This window comes from Shewanella sp. 10N.7 (genome assembly GCF_020806285.1).
Lineage (GTDB): Bacteria > Pseudomonadota > Gammaproteobacteria > Enterobacterales > Shewanellaceae > Shewanella > Shewanella electrodiphila.
Window position 1 is genome coordinate 179,309 of sequence record NZ_JAJGZS010000001.1, and the last position, 15,179, is coordinate 194,487.

General features: G+C 37.9%; 12 protein-coding genes. 3 read left to right on the top strand and 9 right to left on the bottom strand.

Annotation, left to right across the window (positions count from 1 at the left end; all coding sequences use genetic code 11):
- Positions 1 to 488: 488 nt before the first annotated feature.
- The 3 genes from LMH66_RS00745 to LMH66_RS00755 form a co-directional block, all read right to left on the bottom strand.
- Positions 489 to 1,193: a SapC family protein gene (locus LMH66_RS00745; RefSeq protein ID WP_102529905.1), complete on the bottom strand. Its 705-nt coding sequence runs from the start codon at positions 1,191 to 1,193 to the stop codon at positions 489 to 491.
- A 253-nt stretch (positions 1,194 to 1,446) separates the two neighbouring features.
- The gene (locus tag LMH66_RS00750) at positions 1,447 to 2,976 is read right to left on the bottom strand and encodes a tryptophan halogenase family protein (protein WP_229367716.1); all 1,530 of its coding nucleotides are present in this window, start codon (positions 2,974 to 2,976) and stop codon (positions 1,447 to 1,449) included.
- Between the two features lie 94 nt (positions 2,977 to 3,070).
- On the bottom strand, positions 3,071 to 5,668 hold the full coding sequence (locus tag LMH66_RS00755; protein WP_229367718.1) for a TonB-dependent receptor: 2,598 nt from the start codon (positions 5,666 to 5,668) through the stop codon (positions 3,071 to 3,073).
- Between the two features lie 443 nt (positions 5,669 to 6,111).
- Between LMH66_RS00755 and LMH66_RS00760 the strand changes: the two genes are divergently transcribed.
- The gene (locus LMH66_RS00760; RefSeq protein ID WP_229367720.1) at positions 6,112 to 7,122 is read left to right on the top strand and encodes a LacI family DNA-binding transcriptional regulator; all 1,011 of its coding nucleotides are present in this window, start codon (positions 6,112 to 6,114) and stop codon (positions 7,120 to 7,122) included.
- Positions 7,123 to 7,218: 96 nt separating this feature from the next.
- Here the strand turns inward: LMH66_RS00760 and LMH66_RS00765 are convergent, their stop codons facing one another.
- Positions 7,219 to 7,557 carry a P-II family nitrogen regulator gene (locus tag LMH66_RS00765; RefSeq protein WP_144210077.1) on the bottom strand — a complete coding sequence of 113 codons (339 nt, stop codon included), beginning with the start codon at positions 7,555 to 7,557 and terminating at the stop codon, positions 7,219 to 7,221.
- Between the two features lie 235 nt (positions 7,558 to 7,792).
- On the opposite strand from LMH66_RS00765, the gene LMH66_RS00770 reads away from it, so the two are divergent.
- Positions 7,793 to 8,311: a GspH/FimT family pseudopilin gene (locus LMH66_RS00770; RefSeq protein ID WP_229367723.1), complete on the top strand. Its 519-nt coding sequence runs from the start codon at positions 7,793 to 7,795 to the stop codon at positions 8,309 to 8,311.
- Between the two features lie 101 nt (positions 8,312 to 8,412).
- Positions 8,413 to 8,940: a GspH/FimT family pseudopilin gene (locus LMH66_RS00775; RefSeq protein ID WP_229367725.1), complete on the top strand. Its 528-nt coding sequence runs from the start codon at positions 8,413 to 8,415 to the stop codon at positions 8,938 to 8,940.
- 128 nt (positions 8,941 to 9,068) lie between these two features.
- Here the strand turns inward: LMH66_RS00775 and LMH66_RS00780 are convergent, their stop codons facing one another.
- Genes LMH66_RS00780 through pilV form a run of 5 tightly spaced genes read right to left on the bottom strand, consistent with a single transcriptional unit; the run spans position 9,069 to position 15,051 of the window.
- Positions 9,069 to 9,476, bottom strand: a complete 408-nt coding sequence (locus LMH66_RS00780) for a type IV pilin protein (protein WP_229367727.1) — start codon at positions 9,474 to 9,476, stop codon at positions 9,069 to 9,071.
- A 24-nt stretch (positions 9,477 to 9,500) separates the two neighbouring features.
- Entirely contained in the window at positions 9,501 to 13,025 is a 3,525-nt protein-coding gene (locus LMH66_RS00785; protein ID WP_229367728.1) for a pilus assembly protein, read from the bottom strand.
- Positions 13,026 to 13,027: 2 nt separating this feature from the next.
- Positions 13,028 to 13,465 carry a pilus assembly PilX family protein gene (locus LMH66_RS00790; RefSeq protein ID WP_229368146.1) on the bottom strand — a complete coding sequence of 146 codons (438 nt, stop codon included), beginning with the start codon at positions 13,463 to 13,465 and terminating at the stop codon, positions 13,028 to 13,030.
- A 27-nt stretch (positions 13,466 to 13,492) separates the two neighbouring features.
- Entirely contained in the window at positions 13,493 to 14,464 is a 972-nt protein-coding gene (locus tag LMH66_RS00795; RefSeq protein ID WP_229367729.1) for a PilW family protein, read from the bottom strand.
- Between the two features lie 8 nt (positions 14,465 to 14,472).
- Positions 14,473 to 15,051 (bottom strand): type IV pilus modification protein PilV, encoded by a 579-nt coding sequence (pilV, locus tag LMH66_RS00800; RefSeq protein ID WP_229367730.1) that lies wholly within the window; start codon positions 15,049 to 15,051, stop codon positions 14,473 to 14,475.
- Positions 15,052 to 15,179: the final 128 nt, after the last annotated feature.

Here is a 15,179-nt window from a genome sequence, read left to right on the forward strand (position 1 = left end):
AGTTTTATCAAATAACAGGCTGATATAAGGCTGTTTATTATAAAAAAGATAAAAAAATAGCTGGGAACCATAGGATGAACCCAGCTTATACTCGTTTCTGGGGAGAGACTAAAAGTATAAAAATAATTGTACCTCGCCCGACCGAAATACAATTAAAACATGGACAAAAGACCTCTTCCTTACCCATGTGGACCTTAAAACAACGAATCACACAAGCGATGACAACGCTGTCATTAGTAATCTACAGAAATAAATTTTAGATTTCTACACTTTTTTAATAAATAGCTACAGTTATTTAACAATAAGTATTTTATACAAATTAAAACAGAGACTTAAGGGGGGTTAATTTATTAAAATAAACTGAAATGTATGAAACTTTACGAGTGCTAAGGTTGTTTAATATTGCAGATGAAAAGTCAGCCAATAAAAAAGGCATTGCTAACTACTATTAATAAGTAGTTCACAATGCCTTCTTTGATGCGCAAAGATTAAGCCTTAGACATAATCTCAGTGCGAGCTAAACGATTAACTTGATTTAGTGATGATAGGTGGCCATAGATAGGACCTAGTAAACCGCGCTTTCTAAGTTCTAAATAATCTTCATCAGAAAGCTCATTCAGCTTAGCTTCATCAATTAGGTATAAACCATTGATATTACGCTTTTCACCAGCAACATCTACTGTCAACGTTTGTGTGGTGAGTAATTCTTTTTCAGCTAAGAAACCTAAGATATTACGGCTAGCTTGGTCTTGCTCAAAATGCGCAATTAACGCTTTTTTACGGCTTTCTAAGTATTCAGTTTCTTTCTCGCCTTCGAATAATGCTTGGCCTTCAGTTTTACTTACTTCAGCAGCTTCTTCACGGATACCGATCCAAACTTTATCTTTGATATCTGGATTAAGTACAAGGCCAAGTGGGTAGTCACGAACAACAGCAGGAATATAAAGACCTTGCCACTTACCGTCTTTAACACTTAAGTTTTGACCAGGTTTAAGACCTAGCATTGCAACAGCTTGAAACTCGCCATTGTCACTATTTTTAACGAATACAATTGGGTATTCAGTGGCTGCACGACCAATTTCGTGCAAAGTTACTGGAACAATATGCTGATCTTCAACATGGTTGTAGCTTGATGGAGTGATTTTTAAATCACCGTGTTTTGCGTGTTCAAGTAACGTAATTTGGTTAGACATCTTGGCTCCTTCAGGCGCTTCTAATCAATAATGATTTACATAAAAAATTCGGGATTCAGGTCCCTTTTTGTTTAAAATTTTAGCTTTAACTTTCGCTTGTAGATTAAAATATAAATCCCAAAATTTTTAAATGACGCCTTATCAACTTTCAGTAAGTCAATACGCAATAAAGCTCATTATCATTTAATCTGCTGCTAACGTTACCGTATAGAGAAATAAAGTACCACCAGCTATATAGATTTATTGGGGTTGTTTAGATTGTTTTCAAGCCAAACTGGTTAATTTTATTTAATAGTGCCCGATGCTCAGGTAATTCAGCAGCTAAAGATTGGCCAATCTGCTGAATTCGAGCCACTTGCTGTTTAGCTGTGTTGCAATAGAGGCGATCGAGTTGAGATGATTGAGTTTGGTATTTCATTCCATAAAGTACATACAAATAATTATCGATATTGAACACTTCAAAGCGAGAAAACAAATCATCAGTTATTGGGCTATAGTCTTGCCATAACATCATTTTTTGCTTCAACGCTTCAGGGATAGAATCCGGATGTCGGTTATCAATCCAGAAATCAGAATCAGTTCTGTCCGAAATGCAATAATGCAGTTTGGCAAATTCAACAACTCGTTCCCATGCATAAGTCATGGTGTCGTTAAATCGCGCTGATAAACTCGGCATTTGCCCCATGGTTTGCGGCAAGCGCTTAGCTAAATAACCTGCTGCAAAGTCTGTTAGTAAAATAGATGTCGCTTCAATGGGCTCTAAAAAACCTTGAGCAAGACCAAGCGCTACACAGTTTTTAAACCAAAACTGCTCTCGGTAACCTACTTTCATTGGGATTTCACGGGACTCTAGATTGGCTAACTTGCCACCTAAATAACGATCGAACTTCTTTTCAGCTTCCGCTGATGACATATGATTATCTGAATAAACAAACCCTGTTCCACGTCGCTCTGGTAATGCAATATCCCAAATCCAACCCGCCTGATGTGCTGTGGCGATGGTGTAAGGAGGAATAGCATCCTCTGGTGTTATAGGCACTTGTGCCACTATCGCCTTATTAACAAATAATTGTTTCGATTTATCAACAAAAGGAACCTTAAGTTTCTTAGCTAACAGAATCGATTCGAAGCCGCTGCAATCAATATAGAAATCAAATTTCAAATCGCCGAATTTATCAGTCTTCAATTGCGTTAAATTACCCTGCTGATCGATATCTGCATCGAGAACGTTTGCATGCAAATGTTTTACACCAAATTTTGTAGTCGCATTGCCAGCGAGTAATTTGGCGAACTTGGCAGCATTAAGATGATAGGCATAACTCACTTTGCCACTGTATTCTGGCGTAGTAATTAATTTAGGTGCTTTGAGTGACTCGCAAATATAGTGTTGCGGTGATACAGCTTGAGTAAAGGCTTGCTCTGATGCTTGATTAAGCCAGTAATCGGTTAAATCAGTACCAAGAGGACTGGGAACATCAAATAGGTGGTGGTAGCTGTTACCCACGCCATGTTTATGCTTGTCTAACCAATTACAAAACTTAATAGATTGCTTAAAACTGACATCACAATCACGAATAAAGTCAGTTTCTCGAATACCAAAGCTTTGTAGTGACTGCTTAATAGCAGGTACTGTTCCTTCACCGACACCGATAGTTGGAATATCGGGAGACTCAATTAATGTCACTTTCACATTTGGAAGTAACTGTGCAGCTTTTCCGATATGATTTGCCGCTAGCCATCCAGCTGTTCCACCACCAATTATGACAATGTGCTGTACTTCCATATCGACCTCATATTTTATTATTATTTTTGTTATTAAAATAAAAAGCCTAGCAATTTGCTAGGCTTTTTATCAAATATACGAAACTAAACAATATTTAGAAACGTAGGTTTAAGCCCACTTTGTAACGAGCTTCGCCTTCGAAACTCCAAGCTGGGTATCCGCCTTTAAGCTCAGGTTTAACTTCAGCATCATCAGGTGCAACGCCTAATTGAACACTGTCTTCTTCAAGTAAGTTAACCACTTCAAATGATATACCTAAGTATTCAGTGATGTTGTAGTTTGCACTTAAATCAAGTGTTCCAAAATCTTGATGTTCGCGGTTACCGTAGAAACCTGGTAATTCACGCATCATGTATTCGCTACGCCAGTTATAAGCAACACGAGCTGAAAAGTCTTCCATCTCGTAGTAACCGACTAAGTTAACTGTATGCTTTGAAGAGTCAGAGAATACGCTAACTTCATCAGGGTAGTTTTCAGCTGCTGCATCTGAATCTGCGAAAGTATAGTTAGCTGAGTAACCAAAGCCGTTATCAAAACCATCTTGGATTTGTAACTCGATACCTTGGATTTGACCACCTGTTCCGTTTTTCTTACTCGATACAGTCCAGCTATCTTCACCTGAATCAGGATCCGTAATGCCAATGCTTTCATCTAATGTCTGTGAAGAAGTAACAAACGAGCTAACATCTTTAATAAAGTAAGATACACCCATTAAACCATCTGGGCTAAAGTACCATTCAACACCTAAATCGGCTTGCGTGGCTTTAAATGGCTCAAGTGCAATGTTACCGGTATTAACAACTTCATTGCCTGCAGTACCATCTGCATAACCTACAAGTGCTGACGAAGAAAACATATCTGCGTAATTAGGTCGTGAGATAACTTGCGATGCTGAAGAGCGGATAATGACATCAGGAGCCACATCAAAAGCAATGTTTACACTTGGTAATACGTCACTGTAGCTTGCATCAGCAGTACTTAAATTATCAGCATATGAGCCATCATCTTGAAGAGCAAAGTAATCTGATGTTGCGTCCGTTGAGATATAACGTAAACCGAAGTTACCGCGGATACCGTCAGACTCAAAATTAGCCATTAAATATAAAGAAAGGTTTTCTTCATTAATCGTGCCGTAACCTGATTTATAAACTGGTCCTTCTTTAGAAAAGCCGCCAATAGCTGCTTTGGCATCACGTAACATGGCATCCATATCTGGCTTAGGTAAAGTATAGCCTGCACCCGATGAAATTTGACCACTGTAATAAGCTGAAGCATCTTTTGCCGCTATATCAGGATTAACGATTGCTGGTAGTGTTTCCTGAGTGACATCATGATCTGCGTAACGAACACCGGTTTTAATTGCAGTGATAGCGCCTAAATCAGTAGGAATGGTAAAGTCTACTTGAGCATAAGTTTCTTCATCTGAGTTAGGTTGTTTCTTAAGCGCCCAACCTGCTGGTGACAATTGACCACCAAAATCATCTGCAGTGAAGTTTTTATTAGCGACATCAATTTTAATTACTTCACCAGTTGCATCGTAAGTACCAGCGTAATCTGCAGCGGTACCTAGCCAAAAACCATAGTTAGAAGTTAATTCTGTACCACCTTCAGACTTGGTATTACCCACACGGCCTTCAACTTTAAAACTTTCATTTTCGTAATCGAAATTGAAGTCGTAAGTATTTGAATTCATGCTTGCTTGACGCGCCCAAGTTTGTGCCCAACCAGGGTTTGCACCATTGCCATCACGGCGATAGAAAGTACAAGTACCTAAAGAGTTTTTCTGTTCACAAGCTTGTTCTTTATCATCTGGGAACATAACAAATAACGAGGTATTAGCGTTATTTGCTTGCATATCCAGACTCATGAAATCTAGACCAAAGTTTAAGTTATCTGTCGGACTATATTGAAGCGCACCGTTAATCGCAGTTCGTTCACGGTCTTGCTCAAATGTAGTAGGAACAATATCACCCCAACCGACTAATGATTCTATTCCGTTACGCTGATATGTTGTTTCTGAACCCGCTGCTGAGATTAGAAAACCGAAGTTTTCATTCTCATTTTTCCAGCTATATAAGCCTGATAATTCAGGATCAGTTTCTTCAGAAATAGTCCCGTAATCACCTTTTGCGCTAAAGAATACTGAGTTAGCATCTAAATCTAATGGTTTACGTGTTTTAACGATGACTGTGCCACCGATACCGCCTTCAGGTAAATCAGCCTGAGACGATTTGTAAACTTCAATTCCACCAACCATTTCTGATGGTAGTAAACTGTAGTTAAAGCTTCTGTCGATTGACTGTTGGTCAAACCAACCAGTTGAAGCAACTGAATGGCCGTTTAATAATGTACGAGTTAGGCTGCTTGAAGCACCACGTATCGAAACACCTTGTCCCTGACCAAACTGACGACTTACAGCTACACCTGGTATACGTCCTAATGACTCACCCACGTCACCATCAGGAAATTTACCGATATCTTCAGCTGTTACAGCATCAACTACAGAGTTTGAAAAACGTTTTTCGTTAACTGAAGCCTTCATCGAGGCACGCATGCCTTTTACTTCAATTTTCTCAATGTTTTCTTCTGCGGTTTCAGCATCAGCAGCTAATGCTCCTACTGAAACCATACTGCCAAGTAAAATAGCAATGTTAGTTGCTAAAACATTTTTCTTAAAATTAATAGGTCGCATCTTCATTTCCCTTCCATAACTTTATTATCGTTTTTGGATACATAACCATTCCATTCGGAATGACAACGCTGTCATGTCTAGAGCAAACATTACACAATAATTAACAGGCTTGCCACAAGAAAATAACTTCGGCGTGTTTTTTTTAGTCAGAAAACAATCGAAAACCAAACAGTAACAACAGCAAAACTCAATAAAAACAATAACTTAGAAGAGGCAATATCTTGTATCATTTTTGCTACATTTATTTTAATTCAAGGACTCATCCAACCAGCAAGACAATTGAAGATTGCCAATTTCAATAAAAATAAGCACTATTAGAGGTAATTGAACTTACTTTATTTCATCTGCTAGATGCTTTGATAACAATTATTGGGGGATAAATGTCATCAAACACAGATAAATATCTGCTAAGTTAATAGCCTGAATCAAAGAGCAAAATAATAATGAAAGTAACCATCAATGACGTCGCCAAACATGCTGGTGTGTCAATTAAAACAGTTTCACGGGTGACCAATAAAGAATCCTCAGTGAGACAAACTACTGTAGATAAAGTTAACGCAGCAATTAGCGAACTTAATTATCAACCCAATTTAGCAGCCAGAAACTTAGCCAGTACCAAGTCATATGTTATTGGTTTCATTTATGATAACCCCAATGCTTATTACGTTATTGATATGCAAAATGGCATACTGTCAGCCTGCCAGGATAAAGGCTACGAGTTGTTGATCCACCCTTGTGATGCCAAGTCTCCAGATATTTGTGATGAGCTCACTAAAATGGTTAAACATTCACGTTTATCTGGACTAGTGCTAACTCCGCCGATGTCTGAAGACCCGAAGATACTTGCAGCACTTGATGAAATAGATGCTAATTATGTAAGAATTATTGCAGGCGAAAGCACTGATGCAGAAAACGGGCTTACTGTACTCGTCAATGATAAACATGGTGCATTAGAAATTACTCAACACCTTATCGACATGGGGCATTCTGATATTGGCTTTTTAAGTGGTGATCAGCACCATGAATCAACTAAAGAACGTTTAACTGGTTTTAAAGATGCATTAAGACTAAATCAGTTATCAGTAGTTAACGACTGGGTTTTAGATGGGCAATATTCATTTGAATCAGGGGTCGAAGGTGCAAACAAGCTTATTAATTTACCTAAACGGCCAACTGCGCTTGTTGCTTGTAACGATGAAATCGCGGCAGGAGCATTATTTGCAGCAAGATTAGCTGGGCTAGATATACCAAAGGATCTGTCAATTGTAGGTTTTGAGGACAGTCCATTTTCACGTCAAACCTGGCCTAAATTGACGACAGTACATCAACCTAACGTGAAAATTGCAAAAGTTGCCACCGAACTTCTGATAGCAAATAGTAAAGAAACAGTGGATAAGAAGTCGATGGTATTTACACCAGAACCTGTGATTCGAGATTCATCATCGATGCGTTAATCTTGGTTAAATAACCTTGTAATATCCAGATTCAAAAAAGCCTCTACAGATTATCTGTTAGAGGCTTTTTTATCGTTAATAGATTCTAAAAGCAAGTTAAACCGCTTCTTCGTTTTCTTCACCTGTACGAATTCGAATAACACGCTCAACATCAGTGACAAAAATCTTACCATCACCAATCTTACCTGTTCGTGCGGTATCGACAATCACTTCAATCGCCTGATCTAATTGCTCATCTTGGATCACTAATTCAATTTTAACTTTAGGAAGAAAGTCGACCATATATTCCGCACCGCGATAAAGCTCTGTATGTCCCTTCTGGCGGCCAAAACCTTTGACTTCCGATACTGTCATACCAGTAATGCCTATTTCCGCAAGTGACTCACGCACATCATCCAATTTAAAGGGCTTAATAATGGCTTCTACTTTTTTCATCAACTCACTCCTAATCACTTGGAAAAATATAGATATAAAACTTCATTCTCAAATTTCAATCTATTTATTAATAGTTTGAATACTTGAACTATCTTACTTCAAGCGAGTCTTGATTGCTCATACTTTAATAACGCTTTCACTAAATAGGGATTACTAGCATTGGTCAAAATACCTTCTATACTTTGCTTTCTATAAATTGGCTGGATTGCCAGTTTAAAAAATCAAGGATGATTTTATGAAAAAACCAATCAAGGGCTTTAACCTCATTGAAGTGATAGTTACATTATCGATTACGAGTATCTTATCAGCCATAACGGTCCCTTATCTAAGTACCGTTTTGAATCATGCAAGAAGTGACAGTAATATTCGCTCAATTCAACAGTTGATCCAACTGGGGCGTAATCATGCTATTAGCTTTAGTACTCGTGTCACAATATGCCCTGTTGAAGAAAATCAATGCATTAATGATTGGCAACAAGGTTTCACCATTTTCACCGATGGTGGAGAATCAAATGTAATAAGCGGTAATGATAAAATCATTTATCAAAAAACGGCCTTTAATGAAGAAGATATTGTTTACTACAATAGAAAAGCCATTAGGTTTCAACCTGACGGTCTAGCCTCAGGTACGAATGGTACATTCAGGTATTGCCCAGAAAGTTTTGATAGTCCATATTCAAAAGCTGTCATTGTAAATCAATCCGGTCGGATAAGGTTTTCACGAAAAAATAAGATTGAGTGTAAACAAAACTAGAAAATTCATATGTGTTCCAAGTGAACTTTAGGCTTACAAAAACACTGATTTCAAAGTCATATTGCCTTATACTGAATTAAGTATTGCAGAGGAAAATATGCATGAATCAAATGAAAAACGGATTTGAAAACGGATTCACTTTAGTTGAACTAATGGTCACTCTTGTAGTTGCAGGAGTTTTGATAGGTGTTGCTGTACCTTCATTATCAAGTCTTTATGAAAGTAGTAGAAGCAGCTCAGCCACAAGCTCTATCGAGTCAGCCTTAGTGTTCGCACGAAATCAAGCGGTAAGCTTTGGTAGAAGAGTAACAGTTTGCCCTGGAGATGGCAGTGCTTGCTCAACTGATTGGATTGATGGTATTGCCATCTTTATTGATGACGATCAAAACGGCGTTAAAGATAATAACACAGATGTTTTACGTTATATCGATGGTTTTAATAGCGACGATTTTATAAAGACATCATCATCAGCAATGATAACTTTTAATTCGGATGGCTTGGTAAGCGGTTCTAACGCTCAAACAATTACCTATTGTCCAGGTGCAACAGACAGTGACTATTCAAAACAAGTCTCTTTAAGCGCCTCTGGCAGAGTTCAGATTATTTCAGACAATGTAAACTGTATTTGAACCCTTTTGAGTTAATCAACAGTACGTTAGTTATTGTTATCAAAGGCCGTAAGTAACGCAAAAAACACATAATAAAAAAGAGTTTATGGTTAACCATAAACTCTTTTTTTATTTAATGAAGAATATACTTAATTCCCCCAGCACTCCGTAGGAGTCTTAACGCCATCTGAAGTTATTTGGATAACAGGACAAGCTGTATCACGTGTTGCTTGAGTGCCTATCGCAGTTGCTTGCAAAGTATATCTAGTAGCATTCCCAACAGAGGCATCAATTTCATAAAAACCATTATCGACAATATAAGGATCTGCATCCATTCCTAGTTGTTTCATATTTCTAGTAAATGTCTTGTGATCTAAATAAAATTGCTCTTGTCTATTGGCTAAATTCATTAAACCGGTAAGTGCATCAGCGCGAGCGCCTTTAGCAGCAAACTGTGTATAACTAGGATAAGCAATAGCAGCGAGTATCCCAACGACAGTAATGGTTATCATCAATTCAATTAACGTAAATCCATTATTTCTATTGAATCTATTCATTTATATCTCATTTTAGTTTTCATTTTAGTTTTCATTTTGATGATAGTAAATCCTGTTAACACCTAAGCCACCACCGATACACTTATCATCTCCTTCAGCGCAACCATCGTCACCTAGTACATCATTTTTAATCATTTCATTTGCAGCATCACCAATGCCGATTAAGTACATATAACTATCTGAATCGCCATTTTTTGGAACAACAAGTGTTGGGGTATCAGGAACCTGTTCACCCATGACAAAATAATCTTCAGTGTGGTTATATGTCCTTGCACCTTTATGTAGATCAAACCCATACAATCTACCTTGGCCTGGCACTAAACAAGCGTTTTCTGACGCTCCAGTTTCTGGTACGTATGATGTAAAAAATACTCTACCAGATACAATCGTAGCGGCCGATAATGACTTCTCACCTGCATCACTAAAGTTATAATACCAACCGCGTTTCGCTCCAAAAGTGACTAACTCTGAATCCGATGCTGGCGACTCTGATGTGACATTATACAAATCAGTATTATCAAGAGTATCTGGTGCTGTGTTTCCAGCAGCTGAACTATAAGATTTAGTAACGATGTTTCTATCTTGAAGTGTAAAAAACTTATCCGCTCTTTGTTTATCTAGTGGATGCGGCCTATGACCGCTTCCAATTACGACAGCATCGTAAGGTATGCTCTGATATGTCATTGTCGTTGTAGTTGTACCACCTTCTGTATGGGTGTGCTCAGCAACATTACTAAATGTAGTTTGTGCAACGACAGGTTCAGAGAAAAAACGAATATCAGTTGTTGTTGTTCCGCCACCTAGATTTGCAAATTTAAAAGCACTCCATGGGTTTGAGGAGTCTGTCGATAGACCAGGTAAATCCATCCTCCAAACATTAGCTCCAGTATCAGTAGCATAAATCCTATCTGTGAGTTGGTCATTATTACTGTCTAATATTGCCACTTTATTAGGAATACTATCTGAAATGCTTGGCATACTGGTATCAGATCCTGAACGCCCGAAACTATGAACTTTAACACCAGTTTTAGCATCCAGTATATAAACACCTGTTCCAATGACATCATTACCACCAACTGAAGAACCATCCTTTGTATTCGGATTATATCCTGCCCCAACGATAAGCACGGGATCAGCATCTGCAGAACTCGTTGCACCACTTGGCCAATCTGGAACCTTCGTAATTACTGGGTCTGACCATGATTGCCCCCAATCAGGATAATCATTGTCATTTTTAATCCACATTAATGTCGGAGAATCTGGTGACGTAATATCAAGAGCATAGTATGAACTGCCGCCTCTTCTCATACCGATAAACACCCAAGCTTTTGTCACGTTACCTGAGTCACTTCTTTCAATATGTACCACAGGACTTCCATCTAACCCATATATTGAGTGAACTCCTGTTTTAGGGTTATCTCTTAACCCTTTTATGTTGGGTAAAAGCTCATGCGGAATAAAAGCCCAAGACTCAGACACGCTAGTTGAGCTTTCCCCAATTTCATCTTTGAACATATGGAGAAAACCATGATTAGTCCCCATTAATATTCGGGTGCCTAAAGAACCATAATCAATAACTAATGGCCTTGAATGCAATGGGTCACCGATAATATCTTGTCTTAGAAATGGGGCTGTATTCATATCATATAGCTCACTATCGACATTGGCCCCTCTTGCCCAATCAATTGTACTTTCAATTGTGTCAATATCTACCTTTAAATGTAAAGCTAACTCCTCATTTGACAAACTACCTAATTTTTTGGCATTTGTTACAGTTAAATCAACGAGTTCGCCAGTTGTTCCTGTGTTAACTAAAACCTTTCGATTAGCTAGTTTTGCATCTGTATTATATTCATCTCTTAATATCGAAAGTACACCACCATCATTGACATCATAACCCTCATAATCTGAATTAGCGCAATCACTCGCACTCCATAATGAACAAGCATCCACCTTAATGCTGCCATTATCATCAAAAGCAAAATTGTCATTATTGTCTAAAACATCACCAGTCCCGCTTACCTTAAACTTTTTTAGATTTCCAGACCACCTAGGACCTTCTCCAGGCAAAAACATAGCAAAATAAGCAGCGTCACCAGTTTGAGTTTTATCAAGTACAACTGATGGAGAGGTAAAGCTTGAACTATCAGCTTTAATTGCTTCTATAGCTTTAATTAAAGAAGCTTGTAATTGAGCAGAGTTTTCAGCGTAGTAGTAATCTCCTTTACCGTAATCAGCAACGGCTTCAAGTAATACAGTTGCATTGCCAACACCCTCACTAAAACCAATAGTATGCGTAGTAACAATTTGAGTACCCTCTGAATAAGGGTTAACGTCATTATTAGCCAACCAGCCTGCTAAAGGAGGCATCAAACTATAATGCTCATCCCAACTATAAGCTGTTACTTTAACACTTCCTGTTACATCTTTATCTTCAGTTGCTGTAGAGTATCCCAATAATGTTTTTATTTTATCATTTTCATTTTTATCACGCTGAGGGGCTCCATCTGTGATATAAATAATTGATGCATTGGAGCCGCATTCCTTATCAATAAAAGGACTTAAATATGTTCCTGGGGGAGATTCAGCTCCAGTGTCATAAGTTGGATTCGCAGTAGAACCTGACGTTTTATGCCCATTATCGACATCTTTGCCGTGCAAATATAATGCGGCTTCATATAAAGTTTCACAAAGCGGTGTGGAATTACCATCTATTGAAATTGTATTATTTACTTTAGTAACTAAGCTCTTCTTATTTGTGATATTTCCAGGTTCAATTTTTGATATAACCCTTCCGCCGTGACGATCTTCATTGTTGGTATTTTTATTGAAAATCATTAAGCCCAGATCTACTCCTGGAGTATTGACGATAACTTCATTCAATACTCGTTTTGCAACGTCCATTCGTTTAGTTGTCTGTTTCGCAGGTTTGTTATGGAACCAATTGACATAACGGTCTGTAAATACCGTTATGGGCTGACCTAATCCAAAATTGGTTAATTTGGCATTTTCTAGTGCATTGGCATCATTGCTATAAGAATTTGCCAGACCATCAACAGGAAAACCGATAGCAGCTCCATTATTACCGCTATCAGCAATTGATATATCTTCAAAGCAATCAACAACGTTTATATTACTACCGTCATTTACTGGTAATTCTTGCCAGGTGCTCGATTGGTACTCTCTAAAGTATCCAGAATAAACCCCAAAATCTTCAATAAATTGTGCAGACGATTGGCACCTATTATCTTGGTATAAAAAATATTGTTGACTACCTGCTTCAGGAACATCATCAGCACTTAAGGAGTAATACAATTTAGTTGTGTTTGTAGGCGCTTCAGAGGCAAGAAAAGGATATGTTTCCATATCACCTAATCCATCTCCCCCTCCCATACTCCCTGAAGTATCAAGAATAATAAGGACTTGTGGATTATCGCCACTTCTAACTGAAGACTCTAGTACATATAATTCTGTGTCATCGGCGAAACTATTAGCAATTAAACCTAATCCAATAAAACCTAATGCAATTGTCGTTATTTTAGTAATCATGTTTAACTCCCGGTGAGCACTTCTTGCTCAATGCCAGTTGTAACGGTAAGTTGACCGACACCGGCTCTACCAAATGTAGCAGAACTCGAAACTTCTAAACGTCTGCAGCTAATCAAATTTGCAGCGTTGGCTTTTTCCGTTCGCTGGCAATTCACATCAATCCCTGGGTTATCTGCAGGCATCAATTTAATATTTTGTGTTCCATCCATTTCTGCGGCAACTCCATCTGCTGTTCTTGTACTAAAACTATGGGTAACATTATCATTCACAACTAAATTAAGTCCGCCTTGAGCTTTTGAAAGTGCGGATATTCTATCCCCACCAGCACCGGCCATTCTTAAAGATTGGCTTGAATTAACAGCAAGCGCGACACCAATAATCGTCATGACAATGAGAACAACCAAGGAAAAAAATAACACCATTCCTTGTTGTTTCTTAATTGGATTAATCATTGAAATACCTAATTTTTAATTTCTAATCAGTACTGGATTATCAAGTACTACTGTCGTTGACATCACTTTTCTTCTATATTTATCGTTTGTCGCAGCAATCGTTTTATCACCAAGTTGATAAACGATTTCATTTTCATAACTATCATCTTCTTGAATAGAGCGTACAAGAACATAGATTTTGATGGCGACTAAACGTTGAAACCCTTGATTGTCCCACATCATGGTAGAAACTTGATTCGCAGGCATAAAAGAATCCGGAGTTGAATCGCCATCGTCATCGAAACCATAAAGGAATCTAATATTTTCTATCCCTTCAACGAGTTGATCTTCATTATTCATTCCTTGTGAAATATTTAATGTTTTTCTACTCAGAATAGGAATACCACTATCGTCTTTAATAAAATAAACATGGTGCTGGTACTCCCATACTCGACTATTCAACGTAGTTGGAGCCGCACTGCTGCCATTAAAAAACTCGAGTTCATTAGAAGTTACAGAGGCATAATAGCGATTTGAATCTTGAACTGTAGCTTCTGGCCCTACAAGCCTTTTAATTTGAATAACGTCAGTGCCACTATTCGGAGAAATTGCAGAATCGCAGTTTAATGTATTCAAACTGCTGCCCTGTTCATATCCCCATAAACGTCTAAAATGTGCAGGTACATTAATTGGAAATGTTGCATTATTGAACCCATCACCAACACAATCACTGGTTGCCGCTGTTGCAGAAACGGATGTATTGGTGCCCAGTAATAAATCTGTTCCTGTAATATCACCGAAAAAACCTAATTGACTGATGTCCCGCTCCATGATAGCAAGTGCGATGCGTCCATTTTCTTGTAATTGAGTAAATTGGCTGGTTGTAGTGACATTACTAGAAGACATACTGAACATTGAAAACAAACCAGCAGAAATAAATAAACTAATGAGCATAGCGATCATTAGTTCTACCAGTGACATACCTTGTTGTTTATATTGAATAATCATTTAAAAACCTAAAAAATTGCTGTTTCTATTTCAAAAATTCGTTTTTTATTATTTTTATCGCCGCAGTTGATAACATAATCAGAATAACCTGTTTCAGTTCCTGAAGATTTACGTATTCCTGTCCAACTCATTACTACCACGACTTTACTTGGCTCAACATAAATACACCCGTTTGGAGCTGGTAAACCACCAACATTGTTACCACCGTCACTTTCGGCTTCACCAATAAAAGCTGACTGCCATTCATATACATCCCAAAGTTGTAGCTCAGCAGGCGTGCAAATTGCAGCCCCGGAGCATGCTTTGGAGGGCGCTGTTAAAGAATCACCTGTATATGTGACACCAGTTTCAGAACCGTATGAGGTTAATACCGATGGATTTAGTCGCATTCGGTTTATAATATCGTTTGCATAGTAAGAAGCTTGAGTTTGCTGAAATGATTCAAAGCTACCGCGCTTAGAAACGATATGCAGGTTAAAAATGCCAATTAATCCGACAGTTAGAATAACCAAAGAAACCAAAACCTCAATTAAGGAAAATCCATTCCTTTTAGCTGACATATGTGTCAAACCTCCATCGATTGCCATATCTTTGACATGACAATTTAAAATATTTGTTTAAAATCCTAAACTTAGATACAAAATACTATACTGCATATTAATAGTCGAGCAAGATGTAAACAAAAAGGTCACTTATTGTATACTAAATATTAGTT